13 protein-coding genes are annotated in these 17,585 nt (G+C 72.8%); 10 read left to right on the top strand and 3 right to left on the bottom strand.

The annotated features are described in order from the left end of the window. Positions 1–93: 93 nt before the first annotated feature. Complete coding sequence (locus CD790_RS02560) at positions 94–348, bottom strand: hypothetical protein (RefSeq protein ID WP_186318839.1); 255 nt, start codon at positions 346–348, stop codon at positions 94–96. Positions 349–523: 175 nt separating this feature from the next. Between CD790_RS02560 and CD790_RS02555 the strand changes: the two genes are divergently transcribed. After that, positions 524–1,471, top strand: coding sequence for a LysR family transcriptional regulator (locus CD790_RS02555; RefSeq protein ID WP_144381291.1), 948 nt, complete (start codon positions 524–526; stop codon positions 1,469–1,471). A gap of 82 nt (positions 1,472–1,553) precedes the next feature. On the opposite strand, the gene CD790_RS02550 is transcribed toward CD790_RS02555, so the two are convergent. Next, on the bottom strand, positions 1,554–3,128 hold the full coding sequence (locus tag CD790_RS02550; protein ID WP_144381290.1) for a ricin-type beta-trefoil lectin domain protein: 1,575 nt from the start codon (positions 3,126–3,128) through the stop codon (positions 1,554–1,556). A 149-nt stretch (positions 3,129–3,277) separates the two neighbouring features. On the opposite strand from CD790_RS02550, the gene CD790_RS02545 reads away from it, so the two are divergent. The 4 genes from CD790_RS02545 (at position 3,278) to CD790_RS02530 (ending at position 9,812) form a co-directional block, all read left to right on the top strand. Further along, the gene (locus tag CD790_RS02545; RefSeq protein ID WP_186318875.1) at positions 3,278–4,684 is read left to right on the top strand and encodes a class II fumarate hydratase; all 1,407 of its coding nucleotides are present in this window, start codon (positions 3,278–3,280) and stop codon (positions 4,682–4,684) included. Positions 4,685–4,832: 148 nt separating this feature from the next. Then, complete coding sequence (locus CD790_RS02540) at positions 4,833–5,522, top strand: DUF402 domain-containing protein (RefSeq protein WP_144381288.1); 690 nt, start codon at positions 4,833–4,835, stop codon at positions 5,520–5,522. Between the two features lie 242 nt (positions 5,523–5,764). Further along, complete coding sequence (locus CD790_RS02535; RefSeq protein ID WP_144381871.1) at positions 5,765–6,457, top strand: class I SAM-dependent methyltransferase; 693 nt, start codon at positions 5,765–5,767, stop codon at positions 6,455–6,457. 1,420 nt (positions 6,458–7,877) lie between these two features. Then, positions 7,878–9,812: a SpoIIE family protein phosphatase gene (locus tag CD790_RS02530; RefSeq protein ID WP_260867339.1), complete on the top strand. Its 1,935-nt coding sequence runs from the start codon at positions 7,878–7,880 to the stop codon at positions 9,810–9,812. Positions 9,813–9,968: 156 nt separating this feature from the next. Here CD790_RS02530 and CD790_RS02525 read toward each other — a convergent pair whose 3' ends face one another. Then, the gene (locus CD790_RS02525) at positions 9,969–12,254 is read right to left on the bottom strand and encodes a transglycosylase domain-containing protein (protein WP_144381870.1); all 2,286 of its coding nucleotides are present in this window, start codon (positions 12,252–12,254) and stop codon (positions 9,969–9,971) included. Between the two features lie 218 nt (positions 12,255–12,472). Between CD790_RS02525 and CD790_RS02520 the strand changes: the two genes are divergently transcribed. From CD790_RS02520 to CD790_RS02500, 5 genes are all read left to right on the top strand, one after another. Further along, positions 12,473–13,399 carry an SPFH domain-containing protein gene (locus tag CD790_RS02520; protein ID WP_144381287.1) on the top strand — a complete coding sequence of 309 codons (927 nt, stop codon included), beginning with the start codon at positions 12,473–12,475 and terminating at the stop codon, positions 13,397–13,399. Positions 13,400–13,409: 10 nt separating this feature from the next. Continuing rightward, positions 13,410–13,712 (top strand): hypothetical protein, encoded by a 303-nt coding sequence (locus tag CD790_RS02515; protein WP_144381286.1) that lies wholly within the window; start codon positions 13,410–13,412, stop codon positions 13,710–13,712. Between the two features lie 141 nt (positions 13,713–13,853). Next, complete coding sequence (locus tag CD790_RS02510; RefSeq protein ID WP_144381285.1) at positions 13,854–14,378, top strand: PadR family transcriptional regulator; 525 nt, start codon at positions 13,854–13,856, stop codon at positions 14,376–14,378. Beyond that, positions 14,375–15,061: an ABC transporter ATP-binding protein gene (locus CD790_RS02505; protein WP_144381284.1), complete on the top strand. Its 687-nt coding sequence runs from the start codon at positions 14,375–14,377 to the stop codon at positions 15,059–15,061. Before CD790_RS02510 ends, CD790_RS02505 begins: the two co-directional genes overlap by 4 nt. Next, on the top strand, positions 15,058–17,457 hold the full coding sequence (locus CD790_RS02500) for an FtsX-like permease family protein (RefSeq protein WP_144381283.1): 2,400 nt from the start codon (positions 15,058–15,060) through the stop codon (positions 17,455–17,457). The genes CD790_RS02505 and CD790_RS02500 overlap by 4 nt, the downstream gene beginning before the upstream one ends. Positions 17,458–17,585 lie beyond the last annotated feature (128 nt).

Below are 17,585 nucleotides of genomic sequence, written 5' to 3'. Positions count from 1 at the left end.
GCCGGAGCGCGCCCCGGACGTGGCGGTGCCTCACGACCGTTCTTTCCCCCGTAAGCGCATTGCTCATGTTTCCCCCTGCCTTAAGGCACATGCTCAGTAGTACAGGTAAAGCGCGTAACCGCTGCCCTGGGTTTTGCAGTTCCACGGCACGCCGGCGGTGTGGCCGTCCGCGACGCACTTCGACTGGGACGCGTAGTAGCCCGCGTAGTGCCAACTCTTCAGGGCGATCGTCGACCCCGACGGCGCGGCGGGTGCGGCGCTCGCCGCGCCCGCCGTCGCGATTCCGGCACCGAAGAGCAGGGCCGCGGTCATCCCCACGGCGGCGACATTCCTTTTCACCTGAGACACGGTTTCCCCTCGACAGGAAATAAAAATGCGTGTGTCGCGCCCCGGTTCAGGAGCGCCACAACGCATCCTGACCCATTCGGAAACCCATTCGGAAGGGCTCATTGATGTGAACGGAGACGTGATTGATAACCTCCCCGCATGGGGGTGGACGGCTGGCCGTCCAGAAGGGGGAATCGTGACGAGCGAACCGAGCCCGCATCAGTTACGGCTGCTGCTCGCGCTGGCGGAGGAGCTGCACTTCGGCCGGGCGGCCAAGCGGGCGTTCATCAGTCAGCCCGCGTTCAGCCGGCAGATCCGCGCCCTCGAGGGCCACCTGGGGGTGACCCTGGTGGAGCGGTCCACACGGCAGGTGCGGCTGACGCCGGCGGGGGAGGCGCTGCTGCCCCACGTGCGGGCCGCCGTCGACGCCGTCGAGGATCTGCGCCGCGCCGCGGAGGAGCTGGCACGCCCGCCGTCGGACCGGGTGGTGCTCGGCTCCTACATTTCGGCCCTGCCCGCCCTGCGCATCCTGCTCGACGAGCTCCGTGGAGGCCGCCCGGGCCCGGAGGTCGAGTGGCGCGCCGTCGACAACATCGAGCAGGTGAGGGCGCCGCTGGACGGAGAGGTCGACGCCGTCATCTGCTACGGGCCCATGCCCGCGGGGTTCGAGACGCTGCGGCTGGGCAGCGACGCGCGGTTCGCCTGCGTCCCCGACGCCCATCCGCTGGCGGGGCGCGCGTCGGTGACCCTCGCGGACCTCGCCGACCTGCCCGTCATCGGCTTCTCCCCGCGGGTGCCGCGGGAGTACCGCGCGTTCTGGGCGGTCGATCCGCGCCCGGACGGCACCCCGGTGCGGTACACCGACCACACGGCGACCACCCTGGAGGACTGCGTCTCGCTGTGCAGCCTGGGGCACGGCACCCGCTTCATCACCGAGAGCAGCCTCGCCCTCATGCCCAGGCCCGGCGTCCGCTTCGTGCCCGTCACCGACCTGTCCCCGTGCACGGCTCTGCTCGCCTGGCCGGCGTCCCGGCCGGTCTCCCCCGCCTTCGGCGCGATCCTGCGCCTGCTGCGCGCCCACGCCCGTACGACGGACGAGGACACCCTCCGCCGCACCGGCCGACGCTGGTGGAACCCGGCCTGATCCGCGGGGGCCGCGCCGAGCGTGGTTCCGCCCCCGACCGTGGAGGCCGGGGGCGGGACCAGCCGTGGCGGACGAGCGGCGGCTACGCGAAGCGCTGCGCCGCCCCGCCGTCGCACTTCTGGAGCCGTACCGGATCCTTCGGCGCGGCCAGGGTCAGGCACAGGTCGGGCGCCGCCGTCGGGCGGAGGGTGCCGGCGGTCCGGGTGAACGTCTGGTTGGCGCCGCCGTGGCAGTTCCACAGGACGAGCGCGGCGCCCGCCGTGTACCTGCCGTCGGGCACGTCCACACAGCGGTCCTGGGTGAGCGCGGTGTGCAGCGAGCCGCGCTTGGCGTCGTGCCACCACTCCTGGTTGCGGCCGCCGTGACAGCCCCAGCCGACGACCTTGGTGCCGTTGGCGCTGCTCGCCGCGGTGGCGTCGACGCAGGAGCCGGTGGCGGCGTTCCTCAGCGGGCGGTAGACGTCGTCCCAGGCGCCCTGGAAGAGCACCGGCCTGTTGCCGGAGGCCACGTCGGCGCAGCTCGCCTCGCGCCACCCGGACGCGTACAGCTGGGTCAGGCAGGACGCGAAGGCGCCGTGGCCCCGGAAGTTGGGGTGGAAGGACTGTCGGACCGAGTTGGAGTCCGGCGGGAAGGGGTTGGTCAGGTCGACGTAGAGACCTCGGGCCCAGGTCTCCTCCATGCACACCTCATGACCGTGGAAGAGCCGCGAGTTGTCCAGGTAGACCGCGCCGGTGCGCTGGGCGACCTGGCGCATGCCGCGCTCGAACAGCGGCACCGCGGTGTCGCGACCCCAGGCGGAGTCCGAGGTGTAGCCGGTGCAGCCGCCCGGCAGCTTGCCCGGGTAGTTCGGGTTGTCCTCGACGTCGGGCCCCACCGGGCTGGGATAGCCCATGACCACCAGGCGGTAGTCGCCGTCGGCGTACCCGGCGTCGCGCATCACGGTGCGCAGGTCCCGCACGGTCGCCTCGACCTTGGGCACCAGGGCGTCGACGCGGGCCCGCCAGCCGGGGTCGTACTTGGGCTCGCAGGTGCCCTGGAAGGTGAACCAGCGCACCACACAGTCCGTCATGACCGGTCCGAACTGCAGGTCGTCGTTGGCCCCGGCGACCAGCAGCACCATCTTGATCCGGGTGTTGCGGGCCTTGATCGCCAGGTTGTCGCTCTGCACCAGTTCGTCGGCGTACTGCTTGCCGCCGCCGATCCTGATGTTGCCGGTGTACGCGCCCGAGCAGGCCACGTTGTAGGTGACGTCCGCCGGAATGCCGGTGCGGTGGATGGCCGCGTCGGGCGAGCGGTGGCACCAGTTGTCGGGGCCGTTGGTGCCCGGCTCGTAGGTGCCGACGCCCTCGCCGGATATCTCGCTGTCGCCCAGCGAGATCAGCGCCGACTTGCGCCCGCTCAGCGGCCGCTCGGCGGAGTCGCCGTAGAGCCTGACCGCCTCGGCGGCGCGGATCTTCTCCAGTTCCGGGGAGAGCGGGGTGGCCGTGGTGGGGGCGGGCCCCGCGGCGGGGACCGTGGTGGGGGTGGCGGCGGCGGGGGTGGCGGCCAGCCCTCCGAGGGCGGCGGCGAGGGCGGTGAGCGCCGCCAGCAGGCCGCGTCGGGTCCGGGCGCGGCGTCTCGGGTGGAGGGGATGGATCGCATGGGCTGTGCGCGTCATTGCGCCTCCCGTGGGGTGGGTGTCGTGGCGGTATTAACCAGCCGGTAGTGCAATTTGGGAACACCGGGAACCGGACAAACGCTGGACTTCACAGGTGCTCTACAGGAGGTGGGTCGACGATGACCGCAGCGGGCGGCGAGAACGGCACGATGGGCGAGCGGGACGGCTCCGGCGGGGCGCACCGCGTCGAGCGCGACTCGATGGGTGAGGTGCGGGTGCCCGCCCACGCCAAGTGGCGTGCGCAGACGCAGCGTGCTGTGGAGAACTTCCCGGTCAGCGGGGAGCGGCTGGAGCGGGCGCACATCGCGGCGCTGGCCCGGATCAAGGGGGCCGCCGCGCGGGTCAACGCCGAACTGGGCGTGCTGGACAAGGACATCGCCGAGGCCATCGCCGACGCGGCGGTCGAGGTCGCCGAGGGCCGCTGGGACGACCACTTCCCGGTGGACGTCTTCCAGACCGGCTCCGGCACCTCCTCGAACATGAACACCAACGAGGTGCTCGCCACCCTCGCCGGCGAGCGGCTGGGCCGGTCGGTCCACCCCAACGACCATGTCAACGCGAGTCAGTCGTCCAATGACGTGTTTCCGTCTTCCATCCACATCGCCGCCACCGCCGCCGTCATCGGCGATCTGATCCCGGCGCTGGACCACCTGGGCGCGGCGTTGGAGCGCAAGGCGGCGGAGTTCGCGGACGTGGTCAAGGCGGGGCGCACCCATCTCATGGACGCCACCCCGGTGACCCTGGGTCAGGAGTTCGGCGGCTACGCGGCGCAGGTGCGGTACGGGGTGGAGCGGCTGCGCGCCTCGCTGCCCCGGCTCGCCGAACTGCCGCTGGGCGGCACCGCCGTCGGCACCGGCATCAACACCCCGCCGGGCTTCTCGGCCGCGGTCATCGCCGAGGTGGCCCGCGCCACCGGTCTGCCGCTGACCGAGGCCCGCGACCACTTCGAGGCGCAGGGGGCGCGGGACGGCCTGGTGGAGACCTCCGGCCAGCTGCGCACCATCGCGGTCGGCCTCACCAAGATCTCCAACGATCTGCGCTGGATGGCCTCGGGACCGCGCACCGGGCTCGCCGAGATCAACCTGCCCGATCTGCAGCCCGGCTCCTCGATCATGCCGGGGAAGGTCAACCCGGTCATCCCGGAGGCGGTCCTGATGGTCGCCGCCCAGGTCGTCGGCAACGACGCCACCGTGGCCACCGCCGGCGCCGCCGGCAACTTCGAGCTGAACGTGATGCTGCCGGTCATCGCCAAGAACCTGCTGGAGTCGGTGCGGCTGCTGGCCAACGCGGCCCGGCTGCTGGCCGACCGCACCGTCGACGGGATCACCGCCAACGTCGACCGCGCCCGGGAGTACGCGGAGTCCTCGCCCTCCGTGGTCACCCCGCTCAACCGCTACATCGGCTACGAGGAGGCCGCCAAGGTCGCCAAGAGGTCGCTGGCGGAGCGGAAGACCATCCGCGAGGTGGTCATCGAATCGGGCTATGTCGAGCGCGGCGCACTGACGCTGGAGCAGCTCGACGAGGCGCTGGACGTGCTGCGGATGACCCGGCCCTAGGCCACGTCGGACCCGGTCCCGGGGGTGTTCGCGCGCCCCGGGACCGGGTCCCTCGCCGCTGCCGGCACCGGGCCCGTACCGGCGGGCTTCACCGACCGCTGCGGCTTACGTCACGGCACCGAAACCACGACCCCCCTAAGATCTGCGCATGACAGCGGACACGGTGGAGACCACGGGCACGGCAGGCGGCACCGCCCCTTGGGCGCCGGGGGACCACATCCTGTGGCGCTACCGCGGCAACGCCACCGACCGCATCCACATCTGCCGTCCCGTCACCGTCGTCCAGGACAGCCCGGAGCTGCTGGCGGTCTGGCTGGCGCCGGGCACCGCCTGCGTCCGGCCGCGGCTGGCGGACGGCACCTCGGTGCACCGCGAGCCGCTGCCCACCCGCTACACCAAGCCGCGCACCACCGCGCGGTCGACCTGGTTCGGCACCGGGGTGCTCAAGCTGGCCCGGCCCGACGAGCCGTGGTCGGTGTGGCTGTTCTGGGAGCACGACTGGCGCTTCAAGAACTGGTACGTGAACCTCGAGGAGCCGCGCCACCGCTGGAGCGGGGGTGTGGACTCCGAGGACCACTTCCTGGACATCGCGGTCTACCCGGACCGCAGCTGGGAATGGAAGGACGAAGACGAGTTCGCGCAGGCGCAGCGGGCCGGGCTGATGGCCGCCGAGCAGGCGGCGCGGGTACGGGCCGCGGGCCGGGCCGCCGTCGAACTCATCTCGTCCTGGGGCGCGCCGTTCCAGGAGGGCTGGGAGGACTGGCGGCCGGACCCGTCCTGGACCGTCCCGGCGCTCCCGGCCGACTGGGACCGCGCCCCGAAGCCGCTCGGGTCATGAGGCGCCGCGAACCGCTTGCTGTACCCCTGTGTTTCAAACGTAGGATCGTCGTCCGGAAGACTGCGCCGGCGACGGCGGAAACAGAGAATGCGAAAAGCGGAAATTGACGCATCGAATGTTCCGGATGCAGCCGCGCGAACGGCGGGTGACGCGGAAGATTTGACGCACCGCCACATAGGCGGCACTCGGCGCATGGTCACAGGAGGGGCGGAGTCGTGAGCGGTGACGGCGGCTACGACGGCATGGGGGAAGGTTACGCGGGCTTCGACCGGTTAGCGCTGGACCGTACCGGCCAGGCGGAGGCGTTCGACGCCATCGGCGACCGGTATGACGTGGCGTTCCCGCACAAGGAGGGCCAGCTCCACACCGGTCACTGGCTCGCCTCGTCCCTCCCCGCCGGCTCTCGGGTGCTGGACGTCGGCTGTGGCACCGGGCTGCCCACGGTCCGTCAGCTGGTGGACGCGGGGCACGAGGTGGTCGGCGTCGACTTCTCCCCCGGCATGCTCAAGCTGGCCCGGGAGAACGTGCCCGCGGCCGCCTTCCATCTGGTGGACCTCGCGGATCTGCGGCCCGGCGGCCGCTTCGGCCCGCGCGGCTCGCACGACCTGGGCACCTTCGACGGGGTCACGGCCTTCTTCTCGCTGCTGATGCTGCCGCGCGCGGAGATTCCGCACGCGCTGCGGACGCTGCACGCCCTGCTGAGACCCGGGGGCCTGCTGGCGCTTTCCATGGTCGAGGCGGACGTGGACGACTTCTCGATCCCGTTCCTGGGGCACACGATCCGGGTATCGGGTTACCTGCGGGACGAACTGCGGCAGGTCGTGCGCGACGCGGGGTTCGAGATCGCCGGGGAGGAAACCCACGCGTACGCCCCGGCCAGTACGGATGTACCGCCCGAGATCCAGCTCTTCCTGCACTGCCGACGCCGTGACTGACACGGTGCGCCCGAGCGAGCAGGGCGCGCGGCCCCGGACGGATGGAAACCCACGCGTGACGGAGCACCCGATCTCCCCCGACGAACGGCAGGCCGCCCCACCTGCCGCGGCTTCGGACGTCCCGAACCCGACGGAGCGCCGGCGGCAGCGTCCACAGGCCGAGGCGTCCGCCCCCCGCACGGCCCAGCGCCCCGCCACGGCGCCGGGCCGCGATGTGTCGCGCGCGGGCACGGGCACGGGCCGGGCGGCCGGCGAGGTCGCCCCGTGTCCCGGCACGGACGCCGGGGGCGACGGCCGCCGGGACCGCGCCGTAGAGGTGACGGTTCTTCAGGACGCGAGCGGAGGTGTGCCTTCCGACCACCGGTCGGAGCACGGGTGGGACACCGGCCGTGAGTCGGGCCCCCGAGGCGCCCTCGGCTCCGCCGCCGCGGCCGGGTCCGGGCGCGGTTCGGGGCCCGGACCCGGTCCCGGCTCGGGGCCCGGCTCCGGCTCCCGGGAGACGCGGGGCGAGCGGCCCGAGGAGCACCCGGGCCGGCCCGACGACGCCACACGGCGCGCCCCGGGCCCCTCCGGTGTGCCCGGCGAGCCGGCTCCGGCGGATCCGGGCCGGCCCTCCCGCCGACGGCCGTCCCGCTCCCCGGAGCGAGCCGAGGCGCCGCGGGACGAGGCGCCCGGCACCCCGACCGAGCCGCTGCCGGTCCCCGGCGCCCGCCGAGGCCGGGGCACCGCCCGCCGCCGGACCGACGACTCCCGCACGCCCCATGGCCACGACCGGGCCGACACCTCCGGCGTCGACGCCTCCGGCCGTGCCCGACGGGCCCCGGGCCGCGAGCCCGCGGCCCAGGACCCGCACACCACCGCCCGCCCCCACGGGCCCGCCGAAGGCGACGCCCCCCGCCGCGACCGGGGGCAGGACCGGGACCGGCGGACCGAGGGCCGCGCCGACGGCCCGAAGGGCCCGCGCGGGCGGACCGCACGCACCGGCGACGCCCCGGAGGACGTCGCCGCGTCCGGGGCCGAGCACGGCACGGCGGGCGGCGGGACGCCGGCCGGAGGCGCGGACGACGCCGCGCACCCGCACGGGCGGAGCGGCGCGGCGCTCGACCATGACCGGCGGGCCGCGGAGCGCGCGCACGACGCCGCCGAGTCCTCCGAAGGGGGCCGGCGGGCGGGCCGTACGCGCGGGCGGACAGGGCGGGACGGCGGTACGGACGGGGCGGCGGACGGTTCGGCCGGCCCCCGCTCGGGGCGGCCGCGGGGTCGCGCCACGGGCTCGGAGGGTGGACGTGAGGGGCAGCAGTCGGCCGGTGTCGGCCAGGGGACCGAGGCGCACGGGCGCCCGGACCAGCGTGGCGCGGCCGGGAAGCGGCCGGCGCGTGACGGGGGCGGCACCGGCGGCGGCGGGTCCGCACCGGGTGCGGTGCCCGGGGCGCGCCGGCGGGCGAGCGGCGGTCGGGCCGGACGAGACCGGGAGGCCGCGACGCACGCGGCGGGGCAAGGACGTGGCGAGATGACAGGCGATGCCGGGCAGGTGGGACAGATGGCGGCTGTGGGCGAGGCCACCCGGGTACCCCCGGCCGACTCCTCGCGGACGGTGCCGCCTCCGGGCGGCAGCGACGTACCGGAGTCGGCGGCGGCCCGGGACCGGGGTGGCGACCGGCTGCGGTTCGTCGGCGCGGCCACCCGCCGCATCGCGCGCGGCATAGACCTCGACGAGATCGTGCTGGGCCTGTGCCGGGCCACCGTGCCGACCTTCGCCGACGCGATCCTGGTCTACCTGCGCGACCCGCTGCCGGTCGGCGACGAGCGCCCGGTGGGCCCGGTGGTGCTGCGGCTGCGCCGTACCGACCGGATCCCGGAGGAGCCGGACACCGAGGGGGTGCGGATGCCGCTGCTGCCCGCCCAGCCGGACCTGTCGCCCTTCATGGCGGGCGGGCCGGCCAGCGAGCTGTGCGAGGTGGAGCCGGGCGGCCCGCTGGCCGAGGTGTTGCGCGGGGTGCGTCCGGTCTTCGGCGACTCGCCCGCCGCCCGCGCCGCGCTCCCCGAACTGCTCGGGGACGGGCGTTCGGTGGCGACGGGCCAGCGCACCGTGCTGGCGCCGTTGCGCGGCCGCCGGCGGGTGATCGGCGCCGCCGTCTTCGTACGGCGTCTGGACCGGCCGCCGTTCGAGAACGACGACCTGCTCGTCGCCGCTCAGTTGGCCACCCACACCGCGCTCGGTGTGGACAAGGCGGTGCTGTACGGCCGCGAGGTCTACATCGCGGACGAGTTGCAGCGCACCATGCTGCCGGACTCCCTGCCGCAGCCCACCGGGGTCCGGCTGGCCAGCCGCTATCTGCCCGCCGCGGAGACGGCGCGGGTCGGCGGCGACTGGTACGACGCGATCCCGCTGCCGGGCAACCGGGTGGCGCTGGTGGTGGGCGACGTCATGGGGCACTCCATGACCTCCGCCGCCATCATGGGGCAGCTGTGCACCACCGCGCAGACCCTGGCCGGGCTGGACCTGCCGCCGCAGGAGGTGCTGCACCACCTCGACGAGCAGGCGCAGCGGCTGGGCACCGACCGCATGGCGACCTGCCTGTACGCGGTCTACGACCCGGTGGCGCACCGCATCGTGGTGGCCAACGCGGGCCATCCGCCGCCGGTTCTGCTGCACCGCGGCGGCCGCGCCGAGGTGCTGCGGGTGCCGCCGGGCGCGCCGATCGGGGTCGGCGGGGTGGACTTCGAGGCGGTGGAGCTGGACGCGCCCGCCGGCGCGACCCTGCTGCTGTACACCGACGGCCTGGTCGAGTCGCGGATGCGGGACGTGTGGACGGGGATCGAGCAGCTGCGGGAGCGGCTGACCGCCACCGCCCGGCTGACCGGCTCCAACCCGCCGCCGCTGGAGCCGCTGTGCGACGAGGTCCTGGACATGCTGGGCCCCGGGGACCGGGACGACGACGTGGCGCTGCTGGCCGCCCGGTTCGAGGGGATCGCGCCCAGCGACGTCGCGTACTGGTTCCTGGACCCCAAGGCCCAGACGGCCGGGCAGGCACGGCGGCTGGCCCGCCGGGCGCTGGCGCGCTGGGGCCTGGACGAGCTCTCCGACTCGGTCGAACTGCTGGTCAGCGAGGTGGTGACCAACGCCGTGCGGTACGCGGAGCGGCCCATCACGCTGCGTCTGTTGCGCACCGACGTGTTGCGCTGCGAGGTGGGCGACGACGTGCCGCAGCTGCCCCGGCTGCGCCAGGCTCGCCCCTCCGACGAGGGCGGGCGTGGGCTCTACCTGGTCAACCGGCTGGCCCGGCGCTGGGGCGCGACCCGGTTGAGCACGGGGAAGGTGGTCTGGTTCGAGCTGGCGCACCCCACGGGGTGAGCGGCGGGGCGGGTGGTCCCGCCCCGCCGACACATTCTGGACGCTCTCGTCGCAGTCCGCGGCGAGCCCCGCGCAGCACCTGACAGACACGACCCGGCCCCGCCGCGTACCGATGGGGTACGGGGCGGGGCCGGGTCGTGTCGCGAGCGGGGGCCGTCAGTCCTGACGGCGGAGTTCGGGCTCCGGGTCTTCCGTGCTCGGCTCGTCCGTGGGTTCCTGCGTCGGCGTCTGCGTGGTCTTCGTGGGCGTCGGCGTCTGCGTGGTCCTCGTCGGCGTCGGAGTCGTCGGAGACTGGGTCTCCTTCGTCTTCGTCGGCGTCGGAGTCTCCGTCTCCTTGGTCTTCGTCGGCGTCGGAGTCTCCGTGGTGGGCTTGGAGGTCGGCGACTGCGTCTGCTGCGACGGCGTGCGCACTGGGGAGGCGGCCGGGCCGAGGTCGGTCTCCAGGTCGAACGTGGCGGCCTCCTTGCCGCTCAGCGCGGCGTTCATATAGGCCGCCCAGATCTTGGCCGGGAAACCGCCGCCGTTGATCCGCTTCTCGCCGGCCACGCCGTACATCGCGACCTGGGCGCCCCGCTTGACCTCACCCTTGTCCTCGGGCTGCTCGCCGAACATGGCGACCGCGGTGACCAGGTTCGGGGTGTAGCCCACGAACCAGGCGGACTTGTTGTCGTCGGAGGTGCCGGTCTTGCCCGCGACCTCCTGGCCCAGGCTCTGCACCTCCTTGCCGGTGCCGTCGTCGACGACGCCGGTCAGCAGCTTGGTGACCGCGTCGGCGCTGTCCCGGCTGATCGCCTGGCCGCCGACCGGCTCGGGCAGCCCCTCGACCTCGGCGTCGCGCTTCACGGCGGACTTCACCACCCGGGGGGTGACCAGCTTCCCGTGGTTGTCGAGGCTGGCGTAGACGCCGGCCATCTCCAGCGGGCTGGCGCCCATGACGCCCAGCGTCATCGAGGGACGCTCGACGAATCCGCTCGCCTTCGGGTCCATGCCGAGCTTGACCGCGGTCTGCTTGACCCGGTCGACGCCGACGTCGGCGCCCATCTGGGCGAAGACGGAGTTGACCGAGTGGGCCATCGCCTCCCGGACGGTGATCGGGCCGAAGTCGACGTTGTCCTCGTTCGGCGGCGCGAAGGGGACGGAGCCGCCGACGACCGGGCGCCGGCTGTCGCCGTCGTAGATCGTGTTGGACCGGATCGCGACGCCGTCGCGGGTCTTGGACCCGTCCTCCAGCGCGGCGGCGTAGACCAGCGGCTTGAAGGTGGAGGCCGCCTGGTAGTCGGTGCGGGTGGCGTTGTTGACGTAGTGCTTGGTGTACCCCGCGCCGCCGTAGAGGGCGAGGACCTCGCCGGTCTTCGGGTCGACGGAGGCGGCGCCGGTCTGTGCGACCGCGTCCACCGGGCGCTTCTTCGGGTCGAGCCGGTCGGTCAGCTGGTCCTGGACCGCGGTCTCCAGCTGCTTCTGCTGGTTCTTGTCGATGTTGAGGGTGATCGTGTAGCCGCCGGCCGCGAGCTCTTTCTCGTCCACCCCGGCCTTGTACAGCTCCTGGTTGGCGGCGTTGACCAGATAGCCCTTGCGGCCTTCGAGGCCGGATATCGGGCGCGGCTCGATGGGTATGGGGAACTTCATCACCTTGCGCCGGCCGGCGTCGAGCCACTCCTTCTCGACCATGTTGTCGAGGACGTAGTGCCAGCGCTCCTTGACCAGCTTCCTGCCGTTGGGCCCGGCCGCGTGCCAGTCGTACTGGCTGGGGGCCTGGAGCACCGCGGCGAGGTAGGCGCCCTGCTCGACGGTGAGCTTCTCGACGGGCTTGTTGTAGTACGCCCGGGCGGCCGCCTGGATGCCGTAGGCGCCGCGGCCGTAGTAGCTGGTGTTGATGTATCCCTCGAGGATGTAGTCCTTGGACTTCTCCTTGTCGACCTTGAGGGAGATGATCAGCTCCTTGACCTTGCGGCTGACCGTCTGTTCCTGGCTCAGGTAGTAGTTCTTGACGTACTGCTGGGTGATGGTCGAACCACCCTGCTTGCCCTTGCCGAGCATGGTGTTGATGATGCCGCGCGCGGTGCCCGAGATGGAGACGCCGGAGTCGGTGTAGAAGTCCTTGTTCTCCGCGGCGACGAAGGTGTGCCGCACCTCCTCGGGCACCTTGGAGAGGGAGACCAGCTCGCGGTTGACGTCACCGGTGCGGGCCAGCGGGGTGCCGTCGCGGTAGGTGTAGACGTTGCCCTGGGCCTTGGCCAGCGCGTTGGCCGGCGGGATCTTGATGATCAGGTAGAGCGTGATGAAGGCGCCGATGACCAGGACGCACACCGTCAGGAAGTAGAGCAGCAGCAACTTCCAGGTGAAGAAGCGGCGTATGCCTTTCTTCTTGGTCTTCCCCTTCGCGGCTCTCTGCGCCGCGCGGGCGCCCTTCTGCCGCGCCCGTCGCTCGTCCGCTCGGCCCATCGTGTCCCGCCGCTCCAGTCCGTTCCTTCTGCCCCCAAGCCAGCTCATGAAGCTAACACCGCTTCTGTCATCAAACGGGGGCCCATCACACCTTTTCCGGGCGTGACAAACAGCACCCGTCCCACGGGAACTGACGCCCGAGTTGCACCCAGGGTTGTGCGGGGCATTAAAGTGATAGCACTTTGCTAGACCAGGCAGATCACTTTGGGGGGACCCTCATGTCCGCGACCGACCTCTCCGCCCCGGAGCCGGCGATCCGGGAGCGCGCCGCGCACAGCGTCCACGGCGGCCTCGCCCTGCTGGCGGGGCTGACCGGCATGCTCGCCGGCTCGGGCGCCATCTACGCGGGCGCGGCGTTCCTCGCCGACGGCAAGGGCGGCGGCCTGGGCGGCGGGCTCATCGCCACGGGGATCGTGCTGGCCCTGGCCGGGATCGTCTCGCTGTGCGGGCTGAACACGGTGGCGCCGGGCGAGGCCCGTGTCGTCCAGCTCTTCGGCCGCTACCGGGGCACCATCCGCGAGGACGGCCTGCGCTGGGTCAACCCCTTCACCAGCCGGGAGAAGATCTCCACTCGGGTGCGCAACCACGAGACCGCGGTGCTCAAGGTGAACGACGCCTACGGCAACCCCATCGAGGTCGCCTCGGTGGTCGTCTGGAAGGTGCGGGACACCGCGCGGGCGCTGTTCGAGGTCGACGACTTCGAGGAGTTCGTGGCGACGCAGACCGAGGCCGCCGTGCGGCACATCGCCATGGAGTACCCGTACGACGCGCACGGCGAGGCCGAGCTGTCGCTCCGGGCCAACGCCGACGAGATCACCGAGAAGCTCGCCGTCGAACTGCACGACCGCGCCGAGGCGGCCGGTGTGCAGATCGTCGAGTCCCGCTTCACCCACCTCGCGTACGCTCCTGAGATCGCCTCGGCGATGCTCCAGCGACAGCAGGCGGGCGCGGTCGTCGCGGCGCGCCAGCAGATCGTGGAGGGCGCGGTCGGTATGGTCGAGCAGGCCCTGGCGCGGATCGCGGAACAGGACATCGTGGAGCTGGACGAGGAGCGCAAGGCGACCATGGTCAGCAATCTGTTGGTGGTGCTGTGCGGCGACCGCACCCCCCAGCCGGTGATCAACACGGGCTCCCTCTACCAGTGACGGCACCCCGGTGACGGATGACGCACGTCCCACGGATCCCGGCCCCGAGAACGGGCCGGGCCCGGGACCGGATGAGCCCTCCACCGAGGGGACGCCGCGGGCACGCCCCGCGCGGCGCGCCCCCCAGCGCAAGCAGATGCTGCTGCGCCTCGACCCCGCGATCCACGACGCCCTCGCCCGCTGGGCCAACGACGAGTTCCGCAGCGCCAACGCGCAGATCGAGTACCTCCTCCGCAAGGCACTGGCCGACGCGGGGCGCCTCCCGAAGACGGCGGGCCCCCTGCCGCGACGGGGCCGGCCCCCCAAGGACTGACGCCCGCCGACACGGCGGGCGTCGTCCGTTTCCGAGACCCAACCCCCACCCGATTCTCACCGAATCCGCTCTGACCTGCGGAAACTCACTACTCTCTCCGTCTATACACTCCACGTATACGCATGATGTAGAGTTCCGGGCATGTCAATCGGCCACACCTTGCTCGGACTCCTGGAGTCCGGTCCGCGCCATGGCTACGACCTGAAGCGGGCCTTCGACGAGCGTTTCGGACACGACCGCCCACTGCACTACGGGCAGGTCTACTCGACCATGTCGCGGCTGCTGAAGCACGGCCTCGTCGAGGTCGACGGGATAGAGCACGGCGGCGGACCCGAGCGGAAGCGCTACGCCATCACCGACGCGGGGATCACCGACGTCGAGCAGTGGCTGGCGCAGCCGGAGAAGCCGGAGCCGTACCTCCAGTCGACGCTGTACACCAAGGTCGTGCTGGCGTTGATGACCGGCCGCGACGCCGCCGACATCCTCGACGTGCAGCGCGCCACCCATCTGCGCCTGATGCGCGACCTCACCCAGCGCAAGCGCGGCGGCGACCTCGCCGACCAGTTGATCTGCGACCACGCCCTGTTCCACCTGGAGGCCGACCTGCGATGGCTGGAGCTGACCGCGGCCCGACTCGACCAGCTCGCGAAGGCGGTGCGCGCATGAACCCCGACGGCTCCCTGCTCGGCGCCGCCAGCCTGGTCAAGGCGTACGGCCCCACCCCCGCGCTCGACGGCGCGAACTTCTCCATCCACGCCGGCGAGGTCGTCGCCGTGATGGGCCCCTCCGGATCCGGCAAGTCCACCCTGCTGCACTGTCTGGCCGGCATCGTCCGCCCGGACGCCGGCGCCGTGCACTACAACGGCCGCGAGCTGTCCGCGATGTCGGACGCCGAGCGCAGCGCGCTGCGCCGCGGCGAGTTCGGCTTCGTCTTCCAGTTCGGCCAGCTCGTCCCGGAGCTGACCTGCGTGGAGAACGTGGCGCTGCCGCTGCGACTGAACGGGGTCAAGCGCAGGGAGGCCGAGAGCCGGGCGGCCACCTGGTTGGCGCGGCTGGAGGTCGACGACGTGGCGGGCAAGCGGCCCGGCGAGATCTCCGGCGGTCAGGGCCAGCGGGTGGCGGTCGCCCGCTCGCTGGTGACCAGTCCGCGGGTGGTCTTCGCCGACGAGCCCACCGGCGCCCTCGACTCGCTCAACGGCGAGCGGGTGATGCAACTGCTCACCGAGGCGGCCCGGGACACCCAGGCGGCCGTCGTCCTGGTCACCCACGAAGCGCGCGTGGCCGCGTACTCCGACCGCGAGGTCGTGGTGCGCGACGGCAAGGCGCGCGACATGGCGGGCGTGGGATGAGCGTCGAGCACGACACCCGGCGGACCGGCCCCAGCGGCCGCATAGGCGTCGCCCGCTGGGCGGCCGACCTCGCGATGGGCGCCCGGTTCGCCCTGACCGGCGGCCGCGAGGGCTGGACCCGCACCATCCTGACCTCGCTCGGCGTCGGCCTCGGCGTCGTCCTGCTGCTGATGGCCGCCTCGGTGCCGAACCTGATCCCGGCCCGGGAGCACCGCGGCGACGCCCGCTCGGTCCTCATGGTGTCGAACGACGCGGAGCCCGCGCGGGGCCCCGACACCCTGATGGTGAGCAGCACCGGCACCCAGTTCCACGACCGGGACATCTCCGGCGTGCGGCTGAGCCCCGACGGCGCCAAGGCCCCCCTCCCCCCAGGCGTTGACCGGATGCCCAGGCCCGGCGAGATGGTGATCTCCCCCGCGCTGAAGGAGTTCCTGGACTCCGAGCCGCTGCTGAAGAAGCGCTTCGCGGAGCGGATCGTCGGCACCATCGGCGACGAGGGCCTGCTGGGCCCGCAAGAGCTCTACTACTACGCCGGGGCCGAGGCCGCCGAGACGACCTTCTCCGACTCGGGGTTCCGCCGCATCGACCACTGGGGCACCACCACCCAGAGCGGCCCGCTGCCGCCGCCGCTGGTGCTGCTGATCATCGTCGGCTGTGTGGTGTTGCTGCTCCCGGTGGCCATCTTCATCGCCACCGCCGTGCGCTTCGGCGGCGAGCGCCGGGACCGGCGGCTGGCCGCGCTGCGCCTGGTCGGCGCCGACAGCCATATGACGCGGCGGATCGCCGCGGGCGAGGCGGTGTTCGGCTCGCTCGTCGGGCTCGCGGTGGGCGGCGTGCTGTTCCTGCTGGTACGCGGGTTCATCGAGGGCGTGGAGATCCAGGGCGTCAGCTTCTTCTCGCACGACGTCCGGCCGTCCGCGCCGCTGGCCACGCTGATCGCCCTGGCGGTGCCGGCCGCGGCCGTGCTGGTCACCCTCTTCGCGCTGCGCGGCATCGCCATCGAGCCGCTGGGCGTCGTCCGCAACACCCGACCCCGGCGCCGCCGGCTGTGGTGGCGGCTGCTGCTCCCGATCCTCGGCTTCGGCCTGCTGGTGCCCCTGATGGGGAACAGCCTCGTCGGAGACCGGGAGACCTACCAGGTCGCCGCGGGCGCCGTGCTGGTGCTGGTCGGTACCACCGCGCTGCTGCCCTGGGTGATCGAGGCCGCGGTCGAGCGCTTCCGCGGTGGTCCGGTGCCCTGGCAGCTGGCCACCCGCCGGCTCCAGCTCAGCAGCGGCACGGCGGCGCGCGCGGTCAGCGGCATCACGGTCGCGGTGGCCGGCGCCATCGCCATCCAGATGCTGTTCGTCAGCGTGCAGGACGAGCAGACTCAGGACACCGGACAGGACACCCGTCGGGCCCAGTTCTCCACCGCGATCCCCGTGCGCGACGGCGCGGACGCCCAAGCGGCGCTGAAGAAGTTCGGCGCCACCCAGGGGGTGCGCGAGGTGCGCGGCCTGGTGTCCGCCAGCGCCGCGGAGCTGTCCGCCGGGAAGAAGCCCGTGAAGGACCCCGCCACCACGGGGCTGTACGTCGGCGACTGCGCCGCGCTGCGGGAGGTCGCGCGGATCGACGGCTGCAAGGACGGTGACGTCTTCTACACCCTGTACCCGGACGACCCGAGCTCCGCCTTCATCAAGCCGGGCGCCAAGCTCAACCTGGAGACGCCGCGCTACTCCTGGGCGGGCGAGCTGGAGCCGCAGCGCACCGCCCGGCCGTGGACCATCCCGGCCTCGGCCCGCGAGGTGCCGACCCGGCCGGACCCGATGGGCTGGGAGACGATCGGCGTCCTGGCCACCCCGGGCGCCGTCGACATCCCCGCGCTCAGCGAGCCAGAGGCCATCGCGTGGCTGACCCTGGACCCCGGCGACGCCGAGGCCGTCGAGCACGTCCGCAACACCGACGCCGAACTGAACCCGCAGATGCGCGGGTGGGCGATGATGTCGACCCAGGAGTCGCGCGAGTTCGCGAGCATCCGCCGCGGGCTGTTCATCGGGGCCACGGCCACGCTCCTGCTGATCGGCGCCAGCATGATCGTCTCCACCCTGGAGCAGCTTCGCGAACGCCGCCGACTGCTGTCGGTCCTGGTCGCCTTCGGCACCCGGCGCTCCACCCTGAGCTGGTCCGTGCTGTGGCAGACCACCGTCCCGGTCGCCATCGGCCTCGCGCTCTCCATCACCGGCGGACTCGCCCTCGGCGCCGTCCTGCTGAAGATGATCGAGCGGCCGATATCCGTGGACTGGGCCGGGGTCCTCATGATGACCGGCATCGGCGCGGGCGTGATCGCCCTGGTCACCCTGGTCACGTTGCCGCCCCTGTGGCGGATGATGCGCCCGGACGGTCTCCGCACGGAGTAGCCGAACGGCGCCGGCCACACGACGGTGGGGGCGGGAGGGGTGACCCTCTCGCCCCCACCCGCACAAGCAAAACCCCGCCGCGACGACGAGCACCCCCACGGCGCAGTCCAGCGGTGCCCCACCCCCCA

This window comes from Streptomyces sp. SAJ15 (assembly GCF_007595705.1).
Taxonomy (GTDB): domain Bacteria; phylum Actinomycetota; class Actinomycetes; order Streptomycetales; family Streptomycetaceae; genus Streptomyces.
This window is presented reverse-complemented; position numbering and strand designations above follow the sequence as displayed.

What these genes read in the sequence shown, in the direction of transcription:
- CD790_RS02550 (WP_144381290.1), bottom strand. Translation starts at nt 3,128, where the DNA reads ATGACGCGCACAGCCCATGCGATCCATCCCCTCCACCCGAGACGCCGC.
- CD790_RS02545 (WP_186318875.1), top strand. Translation starts at nt 3,278, where the DNA reads ATGGGCGAGCGGGACGGCTCCGGCGGGGCGCACCGCGTCGAGCGCGAC.
- CD790_RS02540 (WP_144381288.1), top strand. Translation starts at nt 4,833, where the DNA reads ATGACAGCGGACACGGTGGAGACCACGGGCACGGCAGGCGGCACCGCC.
- CD790_RS02535 (WP_144381871.1), top strand. Translation starts at nt 5,765, where the DNA reads ATGGGGGAAGGTTACGCGGGCTTCGACCGGTTAGCGCTGGACCGTACC.
- CD790_RS02525 (WP_144381870.1), bottom strand. Translation starts at nt 12,254, where the DNA reads ATGGGCCGAGCGGACGAGCGACGGGCGCGGCAGAAGGGCGCCCGCGCG.
- CD790_RS02520 (WP_144381287.1), top strand. Translation starts at nt 12,473, where the DNA reads ATGTCCGCGACCGACCTCTCCGCCCCGGAGCCGGCGATCCGGGAGCGC.
- CD790_RS02510 (WP_144381285.1), top strand. Translation starts at nt 13,854, where the DNA reads ATGTCAATCGGCCACACCTTGCTCGGACTCCTGGAGTCCGGTCCGCGC.
- CD790_RS02505 (WP_144381284.1), top strand. Translation starts at nt 14,375, where the DNA reads ATGAACCCCGACGGCTCCCTGCTCGGCGCCGCCAGCCTGGTCAAGGCG.
- CD790_RS02500 (WP_144381283.1), top strand. Translation starts at nt 15,058, where the DNA reads ATGAGCGTCGAGCACGACACCCGGCGGACCGGCCCCAGCGGCCGCATA.